4 protein-coding genes are annotated in these 25,938 nt (G+C 46.5%); all 4 read right to left on the bottom strand.

Features of this window, described 5'->3' with window-relative positions; translation table 11 throughout:
* Nucleotides 1-2: 2 nt before the first annotated feature.
* Genes BIW53_RS11860 through BIW53_RS11875 form a run of 4 tightly spaced genes read right to left on the bottom strand, consistent with a single transcriptional unit; the run spans nt 3 to nt 25,252 of the window.
* The gene (locus BIW53_RS11860; protein WP_070992206.1) at nt 3-3,029 is read right to left on the bottom strand and encodes a type I polyketide synthase; all 3,027 of its coding nucleotides are present in this window, start codon (nt 3,027-3,029) and stop codon (nt 3-5) included.
* Nucleotides 3,026-9,253: a hybrid non-ribosomal peptide synthetase/type I polyketide synthase gene (locus tag BIW53_RS11865; RefSeq protein WP_070992208.1), complete on the bottom strand. Its 6,228-nt coding sequence runs from the start codon at nt 9,251-9,253 to the stop codon at nt 3,026-3,028. The genes BIW53_RS11860 and BIW53_RS11865 overlap by 4 nt, the downstream gene beginning before the upstream one ends.
* Nucleotides 9,243-13,745, bottom strand: coding sequence for a MupA/Atu3671 family FMN-dependent luciferase-like monooxygenase (locus tag BIW53_RS11870; RefSeq protein WP_070992210.1), 4,503 nt, complete (start codon nt 13,743-13,745; stop codon nt 9,243-9,245). The genes BIW53_RS11865 and BIW53_RS11870 overlap by 11 nt, the downstream gene beginning before the upstream one ends.
* Complete coding sequence (locus tag BIW53_RS11875) at nt 13,742-25,252, bottom strand: non-ribosomal peptide synthetase (protein ID WP_070992211.1); 11,511 nt, start codon at nt 25,250-25,252, stop codon at nt 13,742-13,744. Before BIW53_RS11875 ends, BIW53_RS11870 begins: the two co-directional genes overlap by 4 nt.
* Nucleotides 25,253-25,938: the final 686 nt, after the last annotated feature.

The raw sequence follows: 25,938 nt of genomic DNA on the forward strand, positions 1-25,938 counted from the left end.
GTTTACTCTTCTAGTTCAAGTAACAAACGTTCTAGTTCTTCGCTGTCTGTTGAGCTGAGTTGTTGCTCAACGATTACTGAGGCCAATGCCTCTACGGTTGGTGATTCAAATATGGCGCTCACATCGACCTCTAGACCAGTCTCTTCATAGATACAACTGATCACTCGAGAGGCCAGTAGTGACTGTCCACCTAAGTCGAAAAAGTTATCGGTGATAGCGATAGACTCCACCCCAAGTAATTGCTGCCAGATTTTTACAATCATGGCTTCGGTCGCATTGCGTGGTGCGCCTTGTTCATCGCTAACGTCTGGCTCTTTGGCTGGCTCTGTTTGTACAGGTGTCTGCTGCTGTGCGACCTGAGGTGCCGCTTCGCTGAAAATGGGGTCAATCCAGCAACGACGCTTTTGGTATGGGTAACCTGGTAAAGAGGTGCGGTAGCAATCGCGATTGGCGTAAAAGTCTTGCCAATCAATGTTGCCCCCTAAGCTCCAATACTTACCAATGGCTTCTAGCAGGACTAAATCACCTGCTGTTTTTTGTTTTACATTTGGCGCGCAGTGGACAATAGAACAAGCACTGGTTACGTTGTCTCGCACTAGCATAGCTGCAGTATTTGAAGGACCTAGGTCAAACACACAATCCACACCTTCGCTGATCAAAGTATCAACCGCGTTACCAAACTGGACCGTGTGGCGTAAGTGCTGCACCCAGTACTGAGGCTCACATACCATCTGAGCATTAACCAATTGGCCATTCAAACTAGACACATAACCCATCTGTGGAGCGTGGAAGGTAATACCACGAACCGCCGCTTCAAACTCGCCAAGCACCGGCTCAAGCATATGACTGTGAAACGCATGAGATGTTACCAACTTACGGTTATCTATCTGCTTGTCTTGTAACAGCGTTGACAGACTATCAATGGCTTCGTATGTGCCACCCACCACAACAGATTTCGAACTATTGATGGCGCAAATATCAATCTCATGGCTACTTACCTGAGCAAGTACACTTTGAACCACATCCAATGAAGCACTAATTGACAGCATTGCGCCACGCGTTACTTTGTTCATCAGCTGTGCTCGCGTGAGTACCAGTTTGATGGCATCTTCAAGGCTCATTACACCTGCTAAACAAGCCACTACATACTCACCTAAGCTATGACCTAGCATAAGCTCTGGTTCAACACCCATCGCCTGTAGCTGTTTTGCCATGGCGTAAGCATGTACAAAGATGGCAGGCTGAGCGTAATCGGTTTGCATGATCAGCTCTTGCATTGACGGTTCAGCGGTCTCACCCAGCAGTAGGTTGCGAATATCTTGACCACCTTGGCGTACGATTAACTCACAACATTGCTCAAACGTGCTTCTAAACACATCAAAACGCTGGTGTAAATCGCGTGACATACCGACATACTGGGTGCCCTGTCCAGGTACCACCCAAGCCACTTTACTGACCGATTTTGTCAGCTCATTGGCAGGTGCGAACGTCACCGCACCTTTATCATTCACCGCTGCATAGCTGCGATGAGCATACGCCTTGCGCCCAACCGCTAAGGTATAAGCCGCATCTTGTAGCGATTTAACTTGTGGCAGCGCAGCACTGAGGTTGTGCTGTGATTGCTTCAGCGCTTTAGCACATTTAGCTGATAACAATAACAATTCACTGCCAGGCTCTGTTGGATACTCACGCTCTGGTGACTCTTCCAAAATTATGTGGGCGTTGGTTCCACCAATGCCAAATGAACTAACACAAGCGCGTCTAGGGCTGTCTGTACGTGCCCACGGTGTGTTCTGAGCCACAACTTTAAATGGCGTTTGCTCTATGTTGATAGCAGGGTTCGGCGTTTCATAATTCAATGTGGCAGGTAGTGTGTCATTTTTCATTGATAACAGTGTTTTAATGACGCCAGTCACCCCTGCTGCGGTTTCCAAGTGGCCCACATTAGTTTTGACAGAGCCTATGTAACAACTTTGTGCTGGGCAATCGGCAAAGGCTTCGTTTAGTGCACCAATCTCAACTGGGTCACCTAAACGAGTACCGGTACCATGTGCTTCAACATAAGAGATAGACTGTGCAGGCACTTCTGAAAATTCTAATGCCTGTTCAATCACATCACGCTGTTTAGCAACGCTTGGGGCCGTGAAGCCTACTTTATCAGAGCCATCGTTGTTGATTGCACCACCACGAATAATGCCTATGATGTTGTCTTTATCTTCAATGGCATCTTCAAGGCGTTTCATCAATAACAGACCTACGCCGTTACCAAACACTGTACCTGATGCTTGAGCATCGAATGCACGGCAATGACCATCTGGTGAGTTCACGCTACCCGGCTCATACAAGTATCCAACCTCGGAAGCATTTACTTTTGCACCACCCGCTAGCGCCATATCGCAGTCGTAGCTCAGTAAGCTCTTATACGCCATCACGATAGATACCAAACTAGTTGAACAAGAGGTATCGACCAACAAAGAAGCCCCCGTCAAGTTCAACTTGTAAGAAATACGTGATACCGCGTAGCACTTGTCGTTGCCCAGTACTAACTGATACATGCCCATGTCGTTGAGAATTTGTGGGTTGGGCATGATGTTGCCCAACAAATACGTGTCTACACCAATCCCGGCATACACAGAAACAGCACCGTCATATTGCTCTGCAACATAACCGGCATCACTCATTGCATCATGAGCACACTCAAGTAATACACGATGCTGTGGGTCGGTGATCTCTGCTTCTTTGGGTGTCATATCAAAAAACTCAGGGTCGAACATGTCTGAATTTTTTAAATAAGCCCCCGCTTTAACATACGACTTATTATTCAGCAGTTCGTCACTTATCCCACATCGGCGTAAATCTTCGTCCGATAAACGGGCAATAGACTCAACCCCTTTTGACAGATTGTCCCAAAACTCGCCCACATTCTCGGCGCCAGGAAACTGCCCTGCCATACCAATAACCGCTACCGCCACCTCTTCAGGCAATGCTTGTTCATCATTTTGAGTTGTATTTAATTTGTATTGACTCATGAGTTCACTCTCCTTTTTGACGCGCTGCGCTTTTTGCCGAGGGCGGCTTTTTGTCTATTTGCCTTTGCTTTTAGGTCATCTTTAGAACGTGCTACTGGTGCAAGGGTGTCGATAAATTGCGCTAAGGCGACAATCTTGGGATGTTTAAACATTTCTACCACCGTCAGACCTGAACCGAATTCCTTAACCAACTGCTGGTGTACTTTTAAAATCGACACTGAATCACCACCAATTTCGAAGAAGTTGTCGTCGGTACTGAAGTCATCAAAGCCAAGAACACTTGCCCAAATACCTGCAATACGGCGCTCAGTGTCATTCTTTGCGACTATCTTTTCGCGGGTATAAGTCACCTTAATTTCCTGACTCACTAACGCTTTTCTATCCACCTTGCCGTTCGCCGTGAGCGGTAGTTTGTCCAGTGTGACGTAAGCATTTGGGATCATGTAACTTGGGATTTTGTCAGCCAGCTGCGATACCAGTTGTGCTTCTGCGTTGCCCCCTGACGAAGCACTGTCTGAGTTCGTCAATAAGTAAGCGATAAGACGCGTATTGGTGTGTGCGCCCGGTTTGTTGCTACCTTGTGCCACGACCACGACATCTTCAAACAAGCCACAGTCACGAATCGCAGATTCTATTTCACCCAACTCGATACGATAGCCGTTTACTTTCACCTGATTGTCGTTACGGCCTAAGAACTCAATACAGCCATCGGTGAAGTATTTGCCACAGTCACCTGTTCGATAAAGCCTTTCACCTGTGGTTGGATGAACGATGAAGTGAGCATTGGTTTTTTCTTCATCTTTGTAGTAACCAAGCGCAAGACCTACACCCGCAATATAAATATCCCCCGTCACGCCAACCGGACATTCGTCTAGTTGCTTGTTGAGCACATACAGACGTTGATTGGTTAAGCCCACACCGTAAGGAATACTCTTCCACTGCGGCTTCACTTCATCAATCGGGTAAAATACTGACCAGATAGAACACTCGGTTGCACCGCCTAAGCTAATAACCTCTAGCGTGTTATTAAGCTTTTGTCGGGCATCCGTCGGCAGATTCAGTGGGATCCAGTCACCACTGAGCATCGCCAAACGTAAGGCTGGGAAGTTCACACCTGCGTGCTCTTGATACTCAGCCAGAATTTGGAATAGTGCCGGTACGGTGTTCCATACGCTCACTTCGTACTGCGCCAACAAGCTATTCCAACCACTTGGGTCTTTAATTTGCTCACCCGCAGGGATAACCAATCCTGCTCCGACAAAGTAAGGGGCAAAATTATCGTATACTGACAGGTCAAAGCTCAAAGCCGACAAACCAAAAATGCGGTCTTTAGCGCTCACATTGAAACGCTCGTTGATGTCTGAAATGGTGTTCATGGCACCACGGTGATCAATCATTACACCCTTTGGTTTACCTGTAGAACCTGATGTGAAAATCACATAAGCTAAATCTTCAGGTTGTACATTCGCACTCACTAACTGCGCAGGTTTGCTGTGCTGCCACTGTGAGTCAACGCCAATCACCGACACAGGCCATTCACTAAAGTGCTGCTCATACTCTGGTAATGTGATCACGACCTTCGCTTTGGTGGTCTCTATCAGGTCTTGTTGTCTTTGTTCTGGCCACTCTGCATCAATTGGCAGGTACGCTCCACCCGCTCTTAAAATCCCATGAGTTGCAGCAACTTGCTGCCAGCCTTTAGGCATAATGACAGCAACCAGTTCTTCTTTTTCTACACCCAGCTCATGGACTCGGCTAGCGATGTGATCGGCCACATTGTCTAGCTGTGCGTAGTTGAGTTCCTCTCCAGCCGAAGCGATTGCGAACGACTCACCATGGGTTTTTGCTAATCGCTGTAAACCGTGATGTAAGATATGATCCTCAAACTGCTTACACTCCATCGGTGGAGCAATTTCTGCCTGACGAATAGGTGTCACGGCATTCCAGATATCATCGTTATCAACCAACTGCTCTAAGAACGCACAGTAAGTATCAAACATGCTCTTAATCATGCCTTGTGGGAATAACGAGGCCACGCTGTCCCAGTTGAATCGCAACATGCCTTGCCATTCAAGTACTTGGTGATCCAGCCATACTTGCGATGACTGACTCAGGCCATAACCTTCCTGTGCAAAATCTTCCTGAGTCTGTTCATGTTCAAGCGCTCGACCGCCCAAGGTACTGGTGAATACCACAGGCAACATCACCCGCTCATTGCGACGTTTACTCATCTCACGTAACACATGCACTGCGCTCACTAAACGGTTATCTAGGTCTTTCCATAAACGAGTTTGTGTTGCACCAATGCGCTCGATAAACGGCGTTTCTAGCTGGTTGTCTATCTCAAGGATGGTCAATGACGTGAAATCACCTGTAATATCATCAACTTGAGCGTGGAATGGATGTCTATTGTAGTTGGTTAAACACAATGCAAAGTGACTACTTTCAGACCACATAGAGAGTACTTCTGAGAACGCGCTGATCAATACACTGTTTGGCGTTACCCCATTTGCAAGCGCCTTCTGCTTCAAACGCTGCCAACGGGTGGCTTCCATATCGTAGTTAAAACGCTCGAACTTGGCGTCTTTGACCGACGTAGGTGACGTCACCATTGGCAGTTTAGGTGCATTCGGTAGTGAGTCGATGCGGTCAAACCAGTACTGTTCGCTACGGTAATAGGCTTCTGTTTCTCTTAGCGAATGCTCTGCAACAACATAGTCACGGAACGAGAAGTCTAGGCTTTGTAATTGTGTGTCAGGCTTGTGGTACAGTTGCAGCCACTGCTCAATGATCATGTTCATGCTCCATGCATCGACAATAAGTACATCAATGTTGATACATAGGCGGAATGATTTTTCACTGTACTGAATCGCTTTAATATCGAATAGCGGCCAAGTGTCACACGGTAAAACCTGATGTGACATTTTCTCACGCAATGCCATAGCTTGTGCTTGCGCAGACTCTTCATCACAGTTAGACACGTCAATGATGTCAAACTCATAGTGTGGTACCGCTGGTAAAATCTGTTGCTCGCCACTGTCTAAGAAAATAGCTCTGAGCATCTCATGTTGTTCAATTAATCGGTTCCATGAGTGCTCAAACTTAGCGACTTCGCCAGCTTTAATTTCAACTTCTAAATAGATGGTGGTTGATACATCACCCAACTCAACCGCGCTGCTGCGTCCAACCCAATATGCTTGCTGGATATCAGTAAGTGGGAATGGCTTGTAACGATTCTCTAAGTCAGGTTCGACCGCTGAGATCTTCAAGTTGCTTGCTTTGCTTTCTTCGTCTTCACCTGCATGGCCTTGTACCATCGCAATAAAGTCAGCTAAATCAGTTGATTCAAATAGTTCACTGAGCGTAACTTGTACATCTAGTTCTTGGCGTATGCGAGAAAGTAGCTGGGTTGCCAGCAAAGAATCACCGCCCAACTGGAAGAAATTCTCGCTTAAATCAACCTTGTCGATGCCGAAAGCATCTTGCCAAATGCGCGCAACAGCCGTATCAATCCCACCATCAGTGTTATTTGGTTGTGCAAGCTGTGGCGCTGCCGATACAACATTTTCAACATTTTCTGTTGCTTGCGCATCATTGCCAATCCAATAACTTTGCCTATCAAATTGATAAGTAGGGGCGGCAACTCTGCAACGGAAAGTACCTTGATGTAACAACGACCAATCTACAGCGACACCCGCCTGCCATAGAGCACCGAATGCGCGTAACCAAGTATCTACATCGCAACGTTGATCTTTTGCATGACGTGCGCTGGCGATACTGTTTTTAACTTTAAAGCTGCGTTTAGCCAGTGTTGATAGCACCTGACCTGGACCCACTTCCAACAATACCGCTTTAGGGTCTTGTAACAAGGTATTCAGACCCTTGGCAAACTGGACGGTGCCACGCAAGTGCTTCACCCAGTAGTTAGGCGATGTCGCTTGCGACACTTCAATCCAATCGCCTGTCACATTTGAAATAAATGGCTTAACTGGTGCGTTGAAGGTAATACCATCCAGTACGTCTTTAAATTCACCAAGGATTGGGTCAAGCATGTGTGAGTGAAATGCATGTGAGGTATGTAGAATTCGACAATCCACATTCTGTGCTTGCAATCGCGCCTGTAACGCACTGATTGCATCGGTTTCACCTGAAAGCACCGAGATAGCATCACCATTGACGGCCGCTAGGCAAATCTGCTCGTTTAAGTAAGCGCTAACCTGCTCTTCGCCTTGCTGGATCATCAGCATCGACCCTGGTGCCACTTTGTTCATCAAAGAAGCACGTGCCGCGACTAGCTTCACCGCATCTTCTAGGCTAAATACCCCCGCTAAACATGCCGCTACATATTCACCCAAGCTATGACCAATTGTAGCTGTCGCTTCAATGCCATTGGCTTGCCATAATTTCGCCATCGCATATTCAATGGTGAATAGCGCTGTTTGTGATAGCAGGGTTGATGTCAAGTTAGCATCGTTATCCTCACTAAACAGATAACTTCTAATATCAAACCCTAAATGCTGTTCAAATAAGCCTGCACACTCATCAACTACCGACTTAAACAAGGCTTCCTGTTCGTACAGTGATTTAGCCATACCAACGTGCTGAGCGCCCTGACCTGGGAACATGAAGTAGACATTGGCATCTTCACATTCATTGCGTGCCGTGATGACCTGACTTGAGCCTTGTGAAATCGCCTCTGCGACTTGTTCTGCACTGCTACCTACTACAATCGCGCGGTGTTCGTACTCATTACGACCCACTTGTAAGGTGTAGGCAAAATCCGCCAGATTCACATCCGGTGTGTGTGCTAAGTGCTCAGCAATCTTGCTTAATTGCATATCTAGTGAAGTGGCATTTTTTGCAGAAGCTACGATTAACTGCTGTGGACGATTCGCTTCGTCACTTACCAGTTGTGGCGCTTCACCTAAAATAAGATGCGCGTTAGAGCCGCCAATACCGAATGAGCTTACCGCTGCAACGATTTCTGAGTCGCTTTGCAGTGATAGGTTATCGGTGTTAACAAAAAATGGACTGTTCGCAAAGTCGATATTTGGGTTCGGTGCTGTGAAGTTAATATTCATCGGTAGCGTTTTGGTGTGAATAGCCATAGATGACTTAATCACCCCAGCAACACCCGCTGCAATATCTAGGTGCCCAACATTCGCTTTCACAGAACCGATAGCGCAAAACTGCTTGGTATCTGTGTAGTTACTGTAAACCTCGCTAAGCGCCTTCACTTCGATGGGGTCACCCAAAATGGTGCCTGTTCCGTGCGCTTCTACAAAGCGCATACTGCTTGGGTCGATATCGGCACGCGCAAGCGCTTCACTGATTACATCTACCTGACCTTCGACACTTGAAGCGGTATAACCAACTTTGAATGCCCCATCGTTGTTAACGGCTGAACCTTTAACAACGGCATAAACCGTATCGCCATCTTCAAGCGCGTCTTCTAATCGCTTCAGGACCAGTAAGCCGGCACCATTACCTTTTACTGTGCCCTTAGCATCTTCATCAAATGGTTTACAACGACCATCAGGAGAGATAATGCTGCCTTCGGTGTAATGCATACCGATTTTTTGCGGTGTATCCAAACACACACCACCAGCCAGAGCCATATCACACTCATATGACAACAAGCTCTGACACGCTTGGTGAATTGCCACCAGCGATGTCGAACAAGCGGTATCTACGTTGATACTTGGCCCTCTGAGATTAAGCTTGTACGACACCATTGTTGCCGCAAAGCTTTTCTCATTTCCGATAGACATACGCAGTGTGCCCACAGAGTCCAGTAGTGTTTTGTTTGGTAGTAAATTACGAATGTAGTAAGCCATTGGGCCAACACCCGCATACACGCCAACTAAACCTTCGTACTTCTCGTTACTGTAGCCTGCGTGCTCCAACGCTTCGTAACTACACTCAAGTAACATGCGCTGTTGCGGATCGGTGATCTGCGCATCACGGGCGGTAAAGCCAAAGAAGTTTGCGTCAAACTGGTCGACTGCATCGACGATATATGACTTCTTCACAAAATTTGGATCTGCGATCAGCTCCTCTGGTACACCTGAATTACGTAATTCCTCGTCGGTTAATTCCGTTGATGACTGCTTACCTGCGACTAAGTTCTGCCAATATTCATCTACGCTCGTTGCAGAAGGGAATCGACCTGCCATGCCAACGATCGCGATTTGGTTTGGTGCTATATTGTTGTTATTTTCCACGTTGATTTCTCTGTCTCATGTTATTTCTGAAATGATTAATAGATGAACGGTTAACCTTGCGACCGCTCCGCTTCGAGTGTTGTTGGCTTGCACCTTTTTCTGTTGAAATCCGCTCTGCCAACGCTGAAATGCTTGGGTACTTAAACAAATCAACAAGTTCTATCGTGACATCAAAGACGGCTTTGATTTGCTGCTGCATTTTGCCAAGCAACAAAGAGTGGCCGCCCAACTCAAAGAAGCTTTCTTTGGTGCTTATTTGCTCTAGATTGAGCAGCGCTTTCCAAATCTCAGCCACCTTGAATTCGGTGTCATTTGCAATGGGCACCAACTTCGCTGGTGATGTCTGTATTTGTGTTGGTAAGGCTTTAATATCCACCTTGCCATTAGGGGTGTAAGGAAGTTGCTCTAGGACAAACAATGCTGATGGCACCATGTAATCAGGTAGACTGGTACTGAGTGCGCCCATTAGCACTTCACGATTTACCGTTTGGCCAAGTTGCGGTAGTACATACGCTAAGATTTTGGCTTCTTGACCTTGCGCACGATGTACACGAACAAAAGCCTGTGCAACATCCGCGCGCTCACTGAGCAGCTTCGTTATCTCATCCAATTCGATACGATAACCGCGCACTTTTACCTGATTATCCGCTCGGCCAACAAAGGTCAACGTACCATTGGGGTTACGGCGTACCACATCACCAGTACGATACAAATCATGCTTACCAGCGGCTGAGAACGGGTTAAAAACAAACTGCTCTTGTGTCAACTCAGGACGACGCCAGTAACCTTTAGTAACCCCATCTCCGGCAATATATAAATCACCAGCTACGCCAAATGGCACAGGCTTGAGTTCCTTATCAAGCACGTACATTTGCGTGTTAGCAATGGGTAAGCCGATACTCACATCCTTACCCTGTACTTCACTGACGGCTGACCAAACTGTCGTTTCTGTCGGTCCGTACATGTTGAAAAGCTTGCCTGGGATCGCTTGCTGGATTTGCTGTGCAAGGTCTGCCGTCAACGCTTCTCCCCCAACAAGAAAGCCCTGAATGTTAGACAAACTTGCGCGGGTTGCTTCTGATTCAAGTAACAGCTGAGCATACGAAGGCGTACATTGAATATGGGTGGCATTGTCACTCGCCAATGCAACGGCATCACTGCTGCTATTGCGCAGCATGTTCATCAAGCCTTTAATGTGAGTGAAGCTGTCGATGACTTCATCTTCATTAACACCAAAGTCGATAAGACAACCAATTTCATTGACCCCAATGTTGCCCAGCTCATTAAGCATCTCCAACTTCGACTCTGGTGAGCCAAATAGGGCACTGTGCTTGGCATAACGCTGGAATCCTGCTTCAACTACCGCCTCTAAATCTTCTTTGGTATCCAAGCCGGTTTTTTCCGCCACCGGCAGTAATAGGTTCAATGACGTTCTTAGGTAATTCTTAAACGGTGTCTCGATGGCTTTCATGGCCGCGTCATGATCATCCGATAAGAAGGTATGTAGCATCAGCGTCACCTTACCGGCATTGGGATCAAAACCATGCTGCTCACGAGCTTGACGATAGATGGCGATTTTTTCTGCTAATTCTTCGCGGCTTTGCCCCAAGAAGTGCGTTAGCACGTTAGCGCCTATCTCTCCGGCATAACGGAAAGTCTCTGGATTTGCTGCTGCGGTGATCCACATCGGCAGTTCTTTACGGATAGGTTGCGGGTGGATTTTTACTTTTGATTCCGTACCTTTACCATTGATACGAGTGATCTCTCCGCCCTGCCAAAGGTGTTTAACGGTTGCAATGCTATCTTTTAAGATTTGATGGCGCTCGGCAAAGTTATCAGGCTGAAGTACAAAGTCATTGAAGTGCCAGCCCGATGCGACAGCCATCGCAGCACGACCATTAGATAGGTTATCAACCATAGACCACTCTTCGGCAACGCGAATTGGGTCATGCAGCGGTAACACGCAACTACCAGAGCGGATCTCGATATTGTTGGTGATCATACTAACAGCCGCAGCAGCAACTGATGGATTCGCAAACTGTCCACCAAACTCATGGAAATGACGCTCGGGGATCCACACCGCACTCATACCACTGTCATCAGCGAACTTGGCCCCTTCAGTTAAGAGACGATATTTGCCTTGCTCCGTAGTTTGATCTGAGGCGAAGTAGAACATACTGAAATCAAGTGCTTTGGCCGCCTGATTCACTTGTGTGGTCTTACGTTTAGCCGTGCTTTGCTGCGCTAAAGATGTGAAATGGTCTTGCTCTATGATGACCTTAAAGCCATTTGCTAGTGTCCAAAACAGCTCTAGTACCGATATATCAAATGAAATACTGGTTAACGCACGGAAAATTGGTTGGCCTTCTACTTTGTCAAAGGTCTTAGCCAATGAATTATCTAGGCCACTGAAAAGGTTGATGGCGTTAGCATGGCTTACCATGACCCCTTTTGGCTTGCCCGTCGAACCCGAGGTATAAATCATGTAAGCAAGACTTTCGCCGTCTACCTCAGGTAAAGCCGCGTCGTTGTATGTTATGCCAGCATGCCAATCCACCTCACTAAGCGCTAATGTTGGACATGACCAATACACGTCAGCCTCGTCTTTATGCGCCGTGATCACACAGGCAGGTTGTGCATCATCACAGATCTGCTGTTTACGATTGGCTGGGAAATTCACGTCAATTGGTATGTATGCCGCGCCACAACGCATCACTGCAAGCATTGCAACCACCATAGAAACACTTCTATCCAGTGCAATTCCGACAAACTGTCCTTTGTCAACACCATGAGACAACAGGCTTTGTGTCATCACCGACACACGCTGCATTAGCTCGTTGTAACTGAGCGTCTGTAGGTGATCTTGTAGTGCTACAGTGTCACCCATTTGCTGTGCTTTTGCGGTGATCACACGTTCAATCGTTGTATGGCGGTCAAATGCTAGCTCTGGGCCATTAAAATCTGACAAAATGTGCTGCTGTGCATCTTCACTAAGCGGACTTAAATCGGCATAACGCTGCGTGTCGTTGTCTAATAACTGTGACAATACTTGGCTATACAGTTGCGCCAACCGCTCAACGGTATCGTGTTTGAATAGTGCAGTTGCGTACTCTATACCACCGTATAACTTGTCACCCTGACGCTTAACGGTCACCGTCAGGTCAAACTTAGAAACTTCTTGTGTCAGCGCCTCACCCGTAACAGCTAATTCGTGAGATGATGCGCTATCGCCCGCCTCTTCTTGCTCATAGTTAAACATCACCTGAAATAGCGGGTTGGTACTTAAGCTTCTCTCTGGATGTAACTTCTCTACAATTTTCTCAAACGGAAAATCCTGATGTTCAAATGCATTGAGCACGCTATCTCGAACGGCAACCGTGAGCTGCGCCAGGCTTAGCTCATTTTCTAGCTGACCTCTAAGTACAATCACGTTTGAGAAAAAGCCAATCACTGACTCCCAATCGGTCTTTTTACGGTTTGCAACCGAGGTGCCAATGCAAATGTCCTTTTGCCCTGTATATTTACCAAGCAACAAAAACAGCGATGAAAGCAAGGTAATAAATGCCGATGAACCATGACGCTGATTAAAACGCGCCAATTTATCAGCAGTATCAGCGCTGAGTTCAAACGGCACCACTTTACCGCAGTAGTCAGGGGTTGCAGGACGAGCAAAATCCAGCGGTAAATCCAACGACGTATTCGCATCTTGCAAATACTGCAACCAGAATTGCTGTTGCTGCTCAAACTGTGGGCTTTGTAGCCAATCCATTTGCCAAGCAACAAAATCTGCATAGCTTGCAGGAACGGGATCAGCGCCCAGTCCTTCTTGAGCATGATATAGCTGCCAAAACTCGCGCCATAACACACCATTTGACCAACCATCGGTCACAATGTGATGCATGTTAAGTAGCAAAATGTGGCTAGTTGGCCCTGTGTGGATCAAAGTCATGATAGCCAAAGGAGCGTCTGACAAGTCAAACACATGGTTTACTACTTGCTGTTTAACTTGCTCAATACGCCCCCCATCTTGGGTACAATCTTCGACGATAAAGCGCGCTTCAATGCTATCTTGCACCTGTGCTTTATATTGTCCATCTTGTTTGATAAACGCTGTGCGCAGTGCCTCATGGCGCTGTGTTAGTTGCTGCCATGCTTGCTTGAGTCGCGCAGCATCGATTTGACCCTCTAGACGATAAGCACTTGGCAAGTTATAAGATGCCGATGCACCTAACATGTCATTCATGAACAATAATCGTTGCTGCGTAAACGATAGTGCACTTTTGTCGATGACTAACTCATTGTTACTCTCTGATAGTGTTGATTGCGCTTGTCTAGACAACAAACTCATTAGTTCAGGTTTGAACGCAACCAATTTTTCTTTTAGTTCTGCATCAAGACCTTCCGATGGGCCCTTGAATCGCAGTTTGTCGCCTTCAACCCACAGCTTGATACCGCGCTGCGAAAGCTCGTTTAATAGCTGATTAATACTCATATACTACCTTCCTGTTGTTCCACCTCGTCGTCTAAACATGCTTGTGAATGAACATCCATAGAGGCCTTGAGGAGTGCGATAAGATCGATTTGTGCTTGTAATGTTGGATGTTGAAAAACATCTTTTATGGTTAGTTGTACGGCAAACTGCTCTTCAACTCTGCTGACCAACTGCGCAGCAAGCAAAGAATGACCGCCTAGTTCAAAAAAGTGGTCCGACAGACAGACGTCTTCGCTGCCTATCAGCTCTGCCCATAGAGCAGCCAACAGCAGTCCTGACGGAGTAGTTGGACGTTGGCCTGAACTTTTACTCGCAATATCTACCTGCAGCTGGGCAAGCTGTCCGCGAGCTATTTTGCCGTTAGGCAACATAGGCAACTCGCTTAAAATTGCGATATGCGCAGGTTGCATGTAATCCGGTAAGCGTGTTGCGATGTGGGTTGCAATGCGTTCACTCACCTGTGTAGCTTCGAGTGTTGAATCGTGTAGTGTCACAAAAGCCACCAGCTGGGGTTGCTGTGCTTGATGTTGGTTTACCACCACCACACACTGTTTCACCGCATCTATGCCGTGGGTAACATGCTCTATTTCTGCCAATTCAATTCTAAAACCGCGAAGTTTTACTTGATGGTCTATTCGCCCGAGATAATCCAGTTCATAGCTATCTAACAGACGTACCTTATCGCCTGTTTTGTACATCCGAGTGCCATCAATTTCTAAATACGCAGCTTGTGTTTGCGCAGGGTTGTTTAGGTAACCTTGAGTTACCCCATCGCCCGCAAGGTATAGCTCCCCCGTCACACCGATTGGTAAACGGTTGTAGTCGCTGTCCATCACATAAGCCTGAGTACCTTTAATTGGACGACCAATGGTAGGCTTGCCCTGTTGGTGTTTTGGCACTAACGCATAGGTACTGTAAGTGGTGTCTTCTGACGGACCATAGAGGTTGTATACTCGCTCCACATGCGCACGCTCATACAACGCATCCACCAACTCTCTTGCCAAAGGTTCACCCGCCAAGTTAATGGTGGTAACCGACGATGGTAGTTTATTTAAGCTCAATAACGCAGTCATGGCCGAAGGCACGGTATTGATTAGGCTCAGACCGCTATAGTCTTGGCCATTAGCCAGCGCCAGCGCATCGTCTACGATGTGTACGCAACCACCCACACACAGCGGTACGAACATTTCAAATACCGATAGGTCGAAACAAATTGAGGTTGCCGCCAGTACTTGGCTAAGCTGCTGTGCGTCGTACTGTTGAGTTGCCCAGTCAATTAACGCTGCCACATTGTGATGACTAATCGCGATTCCCTTTGGCTTACCCGTTGAACCCGAGGTATAGATGGCATAGGCGGTATCCGCGGGTGCTGGTAACTCAGTGCGAGCGGTAAAGTCGGCAACATACATGGCTTCATCTATGTGCAGTGTCTTCGTATCTACATGCGCTAACTGCTGCGCTAAGTTATGCTGGGTCACAATCAGTGCAGGCTGAGCATCGGCCAGAATATCAGCCACTCGTTGCGGCGGATAATTCGGGTCTAATGGTACATAGAATGCGCCTGCTTGCTGAATGGCGAGCAAGGTGACTAACAGGTCAATACTACGAGGTAAATACACCGCTACAGGGCAATTCCCTTCAACCCCAGTGGCAAGAATACGATTTGCAACCACATTGACCTGCAAAGCTAAGTCAGCGTAGGTCAAGTGCTCTGCACCACTTTGCACGGCCACCTTGTTAGGTGTTTCTTTACATTGCTGTGCAAATAACTCAGCCAATGTTGCAGCAGAGCATGTTTTATCGCTCACCAATTCATTGAGCTGCGCATATTGACTATCCAACTCATGGGGGTAATCCAATACGATGCTGCCCACAGTGTGCTGTCTATTACATGCAACCTCTAACTGCTCTAAGATGCACACATAATGACGCCACATTCTAGCAATGGTGCTGGCGCGATACAGGTCAGTGCTATATTCAATGTAACCGCTAATAGCGCCACTGTTATTTGACAACATGAATGACAGGTCAAACTTTGACACCTGATGTGCGTATTGCTGCTTATCAGCACGAAGTCCTGCAAATGGTAGTGAGCCTTGATCATCATGCGCTAAGCTAAACATGACTTGGAACAACGGGCTGTAACTTAAGCTTCTTTGTGGCTGTAACTTCTCTACCAAGTATTCAAATGGTAGGTCTTGATTAGCGTATGCCGACAGCGTAGTTTTACGTGTAGCGTCAAGCAACTGAGGTAGTGTCTGAGTAACGCCGACTTGGTTACGAAGCACTAGGGTGTTTGCGAAGAAGCCCACCATTGACTCCAACTCAGCAAGTGGACGGTTTGCAATGGGTGTACCGACAGCGATATCCTCCTCACCCGCATATTTCGCTAGTAGTAGCTGGTATGCAGCCAACATCACCATATACATACTACAGCCATGCGTTTGGGCAACTCGCTCTAATGATGCACTCACTTGCTCTGGTAGTGAGACTTCTAAACATGCGCCTTGATAAGATTGCTCAGCAGGACGTGCATAATCCGCAGGCAGCTCAAGTCGTGGTGGTAAGTGTGCAAGCTGCTCTTCCCAGTAGGCTAATTGCTGTTGTGCCTGCCCTTGCTCTAAAGTTGCTTGCTGCCACTGGCTGTAATCTAAGTATTGATAAGCCAGTTCAGATTTATCTTTTTGATATAGCTCTGCTAATTCCTGGCCAATCAACGCCATAGAGCTTCCGTCAGTGGCGATGTGATGAATACACAGTGCTAGATAAACCGTTTCGTTCGATTCTTGAATGATAGCGGCTCTAATCGGAAGCTCGCTTTCTAAGTCAAACAGCTCCCCATTAAACGTCTGAATAAATTGCTCAACGTTTTGAGTAAGCATTTGCGTTTGGTAAAGCGGAATATCTAACTGTCCAAGTGCCGCTTCGATTGTCATGACAACCTGCTTTGGTACACCATGTTCAGCACGGTACTGAGTACGTAGCACTTCATGACGGGCAACCAATTTTTGCACTGCTTGACGTAACCGCGAGACATCCACATCTTGGGTATCGGCACTGAGTTTAATTGTCAGCGGCACATTGTATGCGCCCGCGGCGTTATCGATTGCAGATAAGAACCACAAGCGAGATTGCGCATAAGATAAATCGTGAGACTGACTTCTATCAGCTTTGCGCAGTGGCGTTACCACATTTAATGGCTGCAACTTAGTTGCCATGCTAGCCAGTGTTGGGTTGTCAAATATGTCTCGCACACTCAGTTGCATGTTCAGCACTTTGCTACACTTGGCAACCAGTTTCGCTGCAAGTAGTGAGTGTCCGCCCAAGGCAAAGAAATCACTGTTGCGGCCTATCGCTTGCTCACCTAGCGGCAGCAACTGTGCCCACAAAGCGGCTAGGGCTGATTCTTGCTCGGTCACTGGCGCATCATCACTCATATCCTGAATAAACGTTCTGTAATCAGGCAGTGCTCTGCGGTCTAACTTACCGTTATGGGTCAATGGCAAGCTATCAAGCTCAATGATAAAAGTCGGTACCATATAGCTTGGTAGCACTTGCTGCAGTTGTTCGCGTAATGTTTCAACACCGTGCTCTTTAGCGACCACATAGCTGATGAGCATATCGTCCAGCAGCAAAGTGACACAGTTATCAACACCCTCCTGAGTGGCTAATACAGCATCAATTTCAGCTAACTCAATACGGAAGCCACGTAACTTCACCTGTTCATCGGCACGGCCAATAAACTCGATGTCACCACTTGGTAAACGGCGTACTAAATCACCTGAGCGATACAAACGTTTCACCTCGGCACCAAGTGGTGCACATTCAACAAATTGCGCTGCATTTAATTGTGGTTGGTTGATATACCCCGTGGCCAAACCTAAACCACCGATGTACAGCTCACCTGCAACATTGAATGGCACTGGGCGCTGGTGGGCGTCCAATACGTACAGCTGTGTACCATTAATCGGCTTACCAATGGCAATACTGCCTCGTGAGCAAGCAATCGCTTCAGCATTAATGCGATGTGTAGCGGCAAATGTTGTTGACTCAGTTGGACCATAACCATTAATGATTTGGATGTTTGGATTGCAGGTATAAGCTTTAGCAACATGCTCCGCAGATACCACATCTCCACCTACTAACAACTGCGTCAGTGCAGCCAGGCAATGAGGATTTTCATCAACTAACTGATGGAAAAGCGAAGCCGTTAACCAAGCAGTGTTCACCTCTGCCAGTGCCTGTAACGACTCGGTTGAAACCACTTCATCGTTATGGATGACTAAGCGTCCTCCGTTGAGTAATGCACCCCAAATTTCAAATGTTGCCGCATCAAAAGACAGTGAAGCAGCTTGAAGCATGACCGTATGCTCATTTAAGGTCACATAACTTGCGCCTTTGACTAGGCGTGTGATGCTGCCATGACGGATGGTGATCCCTTTTGGCGTACCGGTTGAACCCGAAGTAAACATCAAATAAGCAAGGTCATCAGCTGTGTTGTTACACTTAAGCTCAACTGGTGCCTGTGGTGACACTTGATGCACATTGATCACATTGCACTGTGTAAATGCGTGCTCAGTTGCATCATCCACCAGTACGTGTGACATCGCACTTTCATTGACGATGTGCTCCATTCGCTGTGCTGGTAGCTGACTGTCTAATGGCACATAGTGTGCGCCCGCCTTTAGCACTGCAAGCAAAGCCACAACAGCTTCACAACTTGGCTTAAGACTCACCCCTATCGCACCGCTGATATTCTTTTCTATCAGTACATTTGCCACTTGATTGGCACGCTCTGCCAGTTGTTGATAAGTCAGGCAGGTATCACCACATGACACAGCCACCTTATCTGCATGACTAGCGACCTGTTGATCAAATTGCTCTGTGACACTGGTGAATACCGCCGCAGGCCCTTCGCTCATCTGCGCTAGCAACTCAAGCTCCGGGCGCTCTAAATAGCTCAACTCTTTCAGAGCGACGTTATTGAGTTCATTGCTGGTTGTGATAGCGCTTAGCAAGGTTGTAAAATGCTTGGCAAATTGCACGATAGTGTGCTTATCAAACAAGTCGGTATTGAACTCTAAGTAACCCGACACGCCTGCATCGTGCTGCTCTAACATCATAGACAAATCAAACTTGGCGACTTGATGCAATCGAGAAATACGGCCTACATTTAGCTGTTGCCCAAATAACCCTGCAACGTCTTGCTGTTTTTCTAAACTAAACATGACTTGGAATAGGGGGCTATAGCTGGAGCTGCGCGGTATTTGTAGTGCTTCAATGAGCATATCCAACGGTAAATCCTGATGCTCAAAGGCTGCCAAAGTGGTTTCTTTGACTTGCGCAAGCAACTGCTCAAACGTAGCTGAGCTATCAATCTCATTGCGCAGCACCACAGTATTAGCAAAAAAACCAAATACATCATCAAGTTGTGCATGACTGCGACCTAGTACCGGCGTACCAACAGCAATGTCTTGCTCAGTACTGTAAATTGACAGTAAAAGCTTGTACGCACTCAGGAGCACCATATATAGGCTAGCATTGTGTTGTGTAGCAATGCGCTGTAGCTGCGCCACCATCTTGGCATCTAAATGTAATGCAACACACTCGCCCGCAGTCGTTTGATGAGCTGGTCTTGGGTGATCAGTTGGCAATGGTAGCAGTGGTTTCAAACCTTGTAGTTGCTTGGTCCAAAACTCCAGGTGTTGAGTGGTAAAATCGCTGTCTGATAAGCGCTGGGCTTGCCATTGGCAGTAGTCTAAATACTGTAGCTGTGGTGTTTCTAAATCAATACCTTGCTGCGTGTAGTGTGCACTTATTTGCTCTAGTAACAGAGCTAGAGATACACCATCCGCGGCAATGTGATGCAAGCAAAGATACAGGGTAAAACAATCCGCTTGCTCTTTAACTAATGCTGCTCGAATAGGTAAGTCACATGCTAAATCGAAGGTACTTTGTGCATGCGTCGCCATAAACTGTGCTCTGGCTTCATCACGCTGTACATCACTCATGTCACTCCAATCTAGTTGCTCGACCTCAAGCTCAGCATCCTTTACAACATATTGATAAGGCACATTGTCTTCACTTGCATAACAAGTACGAAGTATTTCGTGTCGCGCTACCACCTGTTCAATACTGTTCAGCAAGGCATTCACATCTAACTGACCTGTTAGTTGCAACACTGTAGGAATGTTGTATGCGCCACCTAAGTTCTGGAATTGATTTAAGAACCAAAGGCGTGACTGTGCAGGCGACAGAGGAAAACGCTCGCTATCTCTCTCAATTTTTGAGATGGGCGCTTGAGCATCCTCAACCTGATTATCTAGATACTGCACTTGCTGTGCTAAGACCGGCGCATCGAACACATTACGCATCGTTAGCTTGGCCAGAGTTGCAACCTTCGCAGCAGCTAATGAGTGGCCACCTAAATCGAAGAAGTTGTGCGTACGACTGATCACCTTGACATCAAGGTTCAACACTTGTGCCCAGATGTTTGCCAGTAATTGCTCATTTTCAGACGCTGGCGCAACATAGGCGCTTTCATTCAATGTTAGTTGTGGTGCAGGTAATGCCTTTCTATCTAACTTACCATTGGCATTGATTGGCATGGCATCCATAACAGTGATGTATGTAGGCACCATGTATTGTGGCAATGTGCTCCTTAGCAGGCCCTTAATGTCATCACTATCTAGCTCGCTATTAAGTACCACATAAGAAGCTAGGTGCTTATCAGAGCCTTCCCCCACCACGATGGTAGCGGCTTCAAGCACTTGCTCAATAGCCAAAAGATGCGCATCAATGTCGCCTAACTCGATTCTAAAACCACGCACTTTAACCTGTGAGTCAGTACGTCCAATGTATTCAATAACGCCGTTGTGATCGTAGCGTACCAAGTCACCTGTACGGTACATCTTGGCACCAGCTTGTGCCGAGAAAGGATTATCTATAAATGTTGTCGCCGTCAGTTCAGGTTGGTTAACATAACCATTCGCTAAGCCAATTCCAGCAATATAAAGCTCACCCAAACAACCCACAGGCACAGGCTGTAATTCGGCGTCCAATACATAAAGTTGAATATTATCTATGGCACGACCAATTGGCACAAAGGCACTGTGTGAGTGTGGGTCGCATTGCCAGAAGGTCACATCAATCGCAGCTTCTGTAGGGCCATATAGATTGTGTAGTCGACTGTGAGCGAAGCGCGCGAAGAAGCGGTTCTGCAAATCTACTGACAAAGCTTCACCACTACAAAACACATCGCGAACACTCGCCAACTGCGTATTTGGATTTCCCAAATACACTTCTAACATAGAAGGCACAAAGTGCAGCAAAGTCACGTTTTCAGCCGCGATTAAATCGCTAAGGTAATCACTGTCTTTGTGTCCTTGTGGTTTTGCCAACACCAAGGTTGCACCGCTTATCAGCGGCAATAAGAACTCCCAAACCGATACATCAAAGGTATACGGGGTTTTTTGTAATATCACATCATCTTGCGTAACCTGATACTCATCTTGCATCCAAAGCACACGGTTACGAATTGCACTGTGATTGTTCATCACCCCTTTAGGCGTCCCCGTCGAACCTGATGTAAAGATGATGTAGGCTAGGTCGTTTTGGGCAATTGGACGCACTGGCACAGCTTGGCCATCAATCGCTTCCATCGCTGATATACTCAGTGAGATAGATTGAACATCGCAGGGCAATTGTGGCTGATTAGTTAACACTAACTCAATTGCAGCTGTTTCTATGATTGTCGCGACACGTTCGTCTGGCTGAGTAGGGTCGATTGGTACGTAAGGGCAGCCCGCTTTTAAACAAGCCACTATGGCGACCACCAACTCTAAAGAGCGCTCGGCATAAATGCCCACGGGGGCCTGGTGGTCGGTTTTTTCAATCAGTAGCTTAGCTAAACCATTGGCTTTTCCCTCAAGCTGGCTATAGCTCAATGATTCATTTTGAAAACGACACGCAATAGCATCTGGGTTACGCTGTGCTTGCTGTGCTATCAGCTCATGAACATGGCCCTGTGCTGAAAACTCCTTGCTTGTGAAGCTGGCTTGTAAAGACGCATGATCATGGCTTTGCGCCGGTTGCAGTGCGAGTTGCTCTGAACGCAACTGTGGTTGCTTCACTAAAGATTGCATCACATGGCTGAAGAACTCAGCAAACTTTGCAATATGCTGCTCACTGAATAACTCTGTGTGATATTCAAATCTGAACTGTAATTGTTCACCATCATCGGCTGCTATCAGTGATAAATCGAACTGCGCCCCTAGAGAAGGCAAAGGAATATGTTGATAAGCTTCACAGCCACTAATAGCACGAGGCTCCATAGCTGCATTAAACGGTGCAATGGCATGCTCTTGGTGAGGATAGAAGGTAAACAAGGTTTGTAGCGATTGTTCATGCTTGCTTTCTTGCGCCAACATGCTTTGTAGCGAGCTGCCCGCATGTTCGATCATGGTAAATAACTGTTGCTGCGTGTGTGCAACCAACTCAGGAAATGAAGTATTCAAGCCCACATCGGCTAAAAATACCTGAGGTTCAACAAAGTAACCTGTGCTATCAATGAACTCGGGGGCAACACGACCCGTATTCAAAATACCTACTGCAAATTGGCGTTCATGACATAACTTAGTCAAAAACAACTGATAGGCGCTAAAGATGAAGCTGTTCTGTGTGCACCCCAACTGCTTGCATGCTAAGTTGAGTTCAGCCGAGGTAAAGTCGCTGGCAAATTCAAACGATGTACCTTGCCCTGGTGTCACTTCCGGCTGACTGTTACGCATCGGCCATTGTAATGCAGGTAAATCAGCCGCGAGTTTTTCTTGCCAATAACGGGCCCCGTTCTGACCTTTTTCTGATTCACCATGTGCACACTGCCATGCGATGAAATCTTGGTAGTTTGCGCCTGTGTTTAATGGCGTCACATCCTGAGAATTTAACTCAGCCAACAAGCTGTTGGTTAACCCCAACATTGAGGTCAAATCAACCACCATATGGTGGAAGGTCAACAATAGACACTGGCTGCCATCAACAAGCTTGAATAGCTCAAAGCGATAGCAAGGTTTATTTTCTAAATCAAAAGGTTGCTGTGCCGCGTTAAGAATAATGCTACGTGCAAGTTCTACTGACACTAGCTCTTCATCATGCTCAATCAACGCGACTTCTGGCATAGGCATAATGCGCTGCTGCCACTTGTCTTGTTGTGTATTAAACAAGATATGGGTGCGCAAAATAGGATTTGCTTGGAGCATCTGCTTAAGAGCACGCTTAAGTTGCGCCGTATCAAATTTGCCCTGTAAACACATAGGTACATTGTACGCCGCGCTAGTAGGCGCTTTTTGATGTAATAACCACATCTGCATTTGGTTTGCACTAAGATCAAATGCATCTTGTTGAGAGTAAGTATTCAAATTGACCGCTGGCAATGACGAACTTGGCCCTGTCTGTCTTTGCTCAATAATGTTTTGTGCAATGTCCAGTAGTGAACTCGATTGCAGCAATTCACCAAGTGATAAGGTGACACCAAACACATTCTTGACCGTTGCCACGAAGCTATTAAGCGTAATGGAGTCCAAGCCGGTATGGATAATCGATTGTTCAATGTCTAGTTGTGCGACTGGTAACTTAGCTTTATTGGCAATCAATAACGCCAATCCCAATGCAACATCAGCCAACTCAGAACCCGAAGTCAGTGACTTAATATCAACTGATGAGTACTCTGTATCGCTGCCTTTTGAAGCTGTTGCAAATATGGTTTCTGACACGACTGCCAGTTCACCACTTTCAAAATATTGCTTAGCACGACTGCGCTGTATTTTTCCTGATGATGTTTTCGGTAAAGTCATAGGGCGGATCATGACAAATGCGTGTAGAGACAAGCCGTACTCACTGGCTATTGCAGCGCGTGCTTGCTGTGCTACCGCTTCAGGGTCAACTTTCTTGAGCCAAGTTCTTTCAACTTCCTGAACGATTACCAGCGCATCTTCACCCTCGTGCTCAATCGTAAACGCCGCACCACCGTTGGGTTTCAGACCATCAATATTATTTTGTAATGTTTGCTCGATGTTTTGAGGGTAGAAATTCGCGCCACGAATAATGATGAGCTCTTTAATTCGACCGCAAATGAATAGATGTTGCTGATGAATAAAGCCCAAATCGCCTGTGCGCATGTAATACACATCGCCTTCACCACTGATTGTGGCTCTAAACGTTTCAATGGTTTTCTCTTCATTCTGCCAATATCCAGATGCAACGTTCTCGCCTCGAACCCACACTTCACCCACTTGACCATCTACTAAGCGGCTATGATCCTCTGGATCTACAATGACGACATCGTTGTAAGGGCTTGGAATACCTGAGCTAATAAGCTCTCTGGTTAGTTCATTGCTTGCTGCGGGTTTGACTATATCTCTGTGCTGATAATTGGATACCGGCACCTCTAAAAACTGTGGTGCACTAAGGCGCTCAGCGCCAGATACAAACAGAGTCGCTTCAGCCAAGCCGTAACCTGGATACATAGTGTTGGCGTGCAAACCACACGACGCAAACTTGTTTGCAAAGGATTTAACGGTTTCAGGCTTGATTGGCTCGGCACCATTTAGGGCCATTGTCCAAGTTGATAAATCAAGACGCTGTAGGTCTTCTTCTGTGGCTTTACTGACACATAGATCATAAGCAAAATTAGGCGCAAAAGAAGAAGTAGCCCGGTACTTTGAAATTGCATCTAACCAGCGCATGGGCTTTTGTAGAAATGCCGCAGGCGTCATCGCAATGACTTTCCCGCCGATACAAATAGGCTGTAACACCGCACCGATCAGGCCCATATCATGGAACATAGGTAACCAAGAAGCGATGATTGTTTGCTCATCATGACCAAAGCATGCCTGCATTGAAGCAATGTTGTTGATCAAGTTACCGTGCGTGACCATCACCCCTTTAGGCGCAGAAGTTGAACCCGAGGTATATTGTAAAAATGCCAGACTGTCTTGGTTCAGCGCAGGTAATAAATAGCCTGAGGTATCTTCCTCTCGCTCATCTACTGCTATTTTTGTTGCTTTACCGAGAGTTTCAAACGCGGCTAAACGAGATTCTGCATTATCGAAGTAATCACGGGTACCAAGTACAAAACGAGCTTGACAGTCCGTTGCTATCATTTCTAATCGCTCTAAATACGCTTGGCGATTTTGAGGTGGATAAACAGGTACGGCGCATATGCCAGCATATAAACAACCAAAAAACCCTGTAATAAAGTCAATTCCATTTTGCAAAACAAGTAGAGCTCTATCCCCGCACTGGGCTTCACTCAACAACTGCACTGCAATTTCTTTGGCTTTTTGATCTAATTCAAAATAGCTTACTGGGTGACACTCAACTTCACCGTCTTTAAGAAATTGAAACACCTCTCGATCAGGATGACGCTGCAAGTGCCACTGTACAATCTCTACCAGATTGCTAAAAGGCACCTGTTCATTGTCCAATCTTAAGCTAAATGCTTCAGGCATATATTGCTTCCCTTATTATTGTTTTATTAGAATTTATTCACTAACTATGTGTTCGGATGCAGTCCTAACACACCGCCGCATCCAAGTAGGCACGGGTGCTTAAGTCATAAAAATCTGCACATAATTAGCACTCTATTTATCGCCTCATTTTTCATACAAAATGATGCCAACGAACCAATAAGCACCCCTCACCATCCGCGTAACTACTTATCTATCAAGGGTAAGGTTTGCAGCCATATTGATACGCCCCGGATGTCACCATCAGTAAGCAATTACCTTTCTTCTATATTCTCGTCTTACAATTGGAGCTTTCTTAATTCTGCTCGCTTCCTAGAAGTCGGTGTAATGCATGGAGTGCATCAATACTCGCTTGAACAAATTGTCTACGAAGTGCCGATTAAGCAGTACTGGGATAAATACTAGGTAGGTCTTAGGCCAGGTATTTGAGCGCTATTTTCACGCCCGATTTAAGTGAAATTGACGCTAATAATAATTGCTTTTTTCGTCACTAAAATCGCCACACTTACAGCAACTGAACGTTCTTAGTTGAATTTCTTAAATGACCTTAAAGGTCAATAGGGATGGGCTTTTTAGGGAGCATTACTGTGCAAGGTTATGGTGATTTTTTATCTGTTTTTTGCAGGTCATATAGGACTGCTAAAGACTACTATTTGAGGGAGAAAAAT

The sequence above is a fragment of the Pseudoalteromonas byunsanensis genome (assembly GCF_001854475.1).
Lineage (GTDB): Bacteria > Pseudomonadota > Gammaproteobacteria > Enterobacterales > Alteromonadaceae > Pseudoalteromonas > Pseudoalteromonas byunsanensis.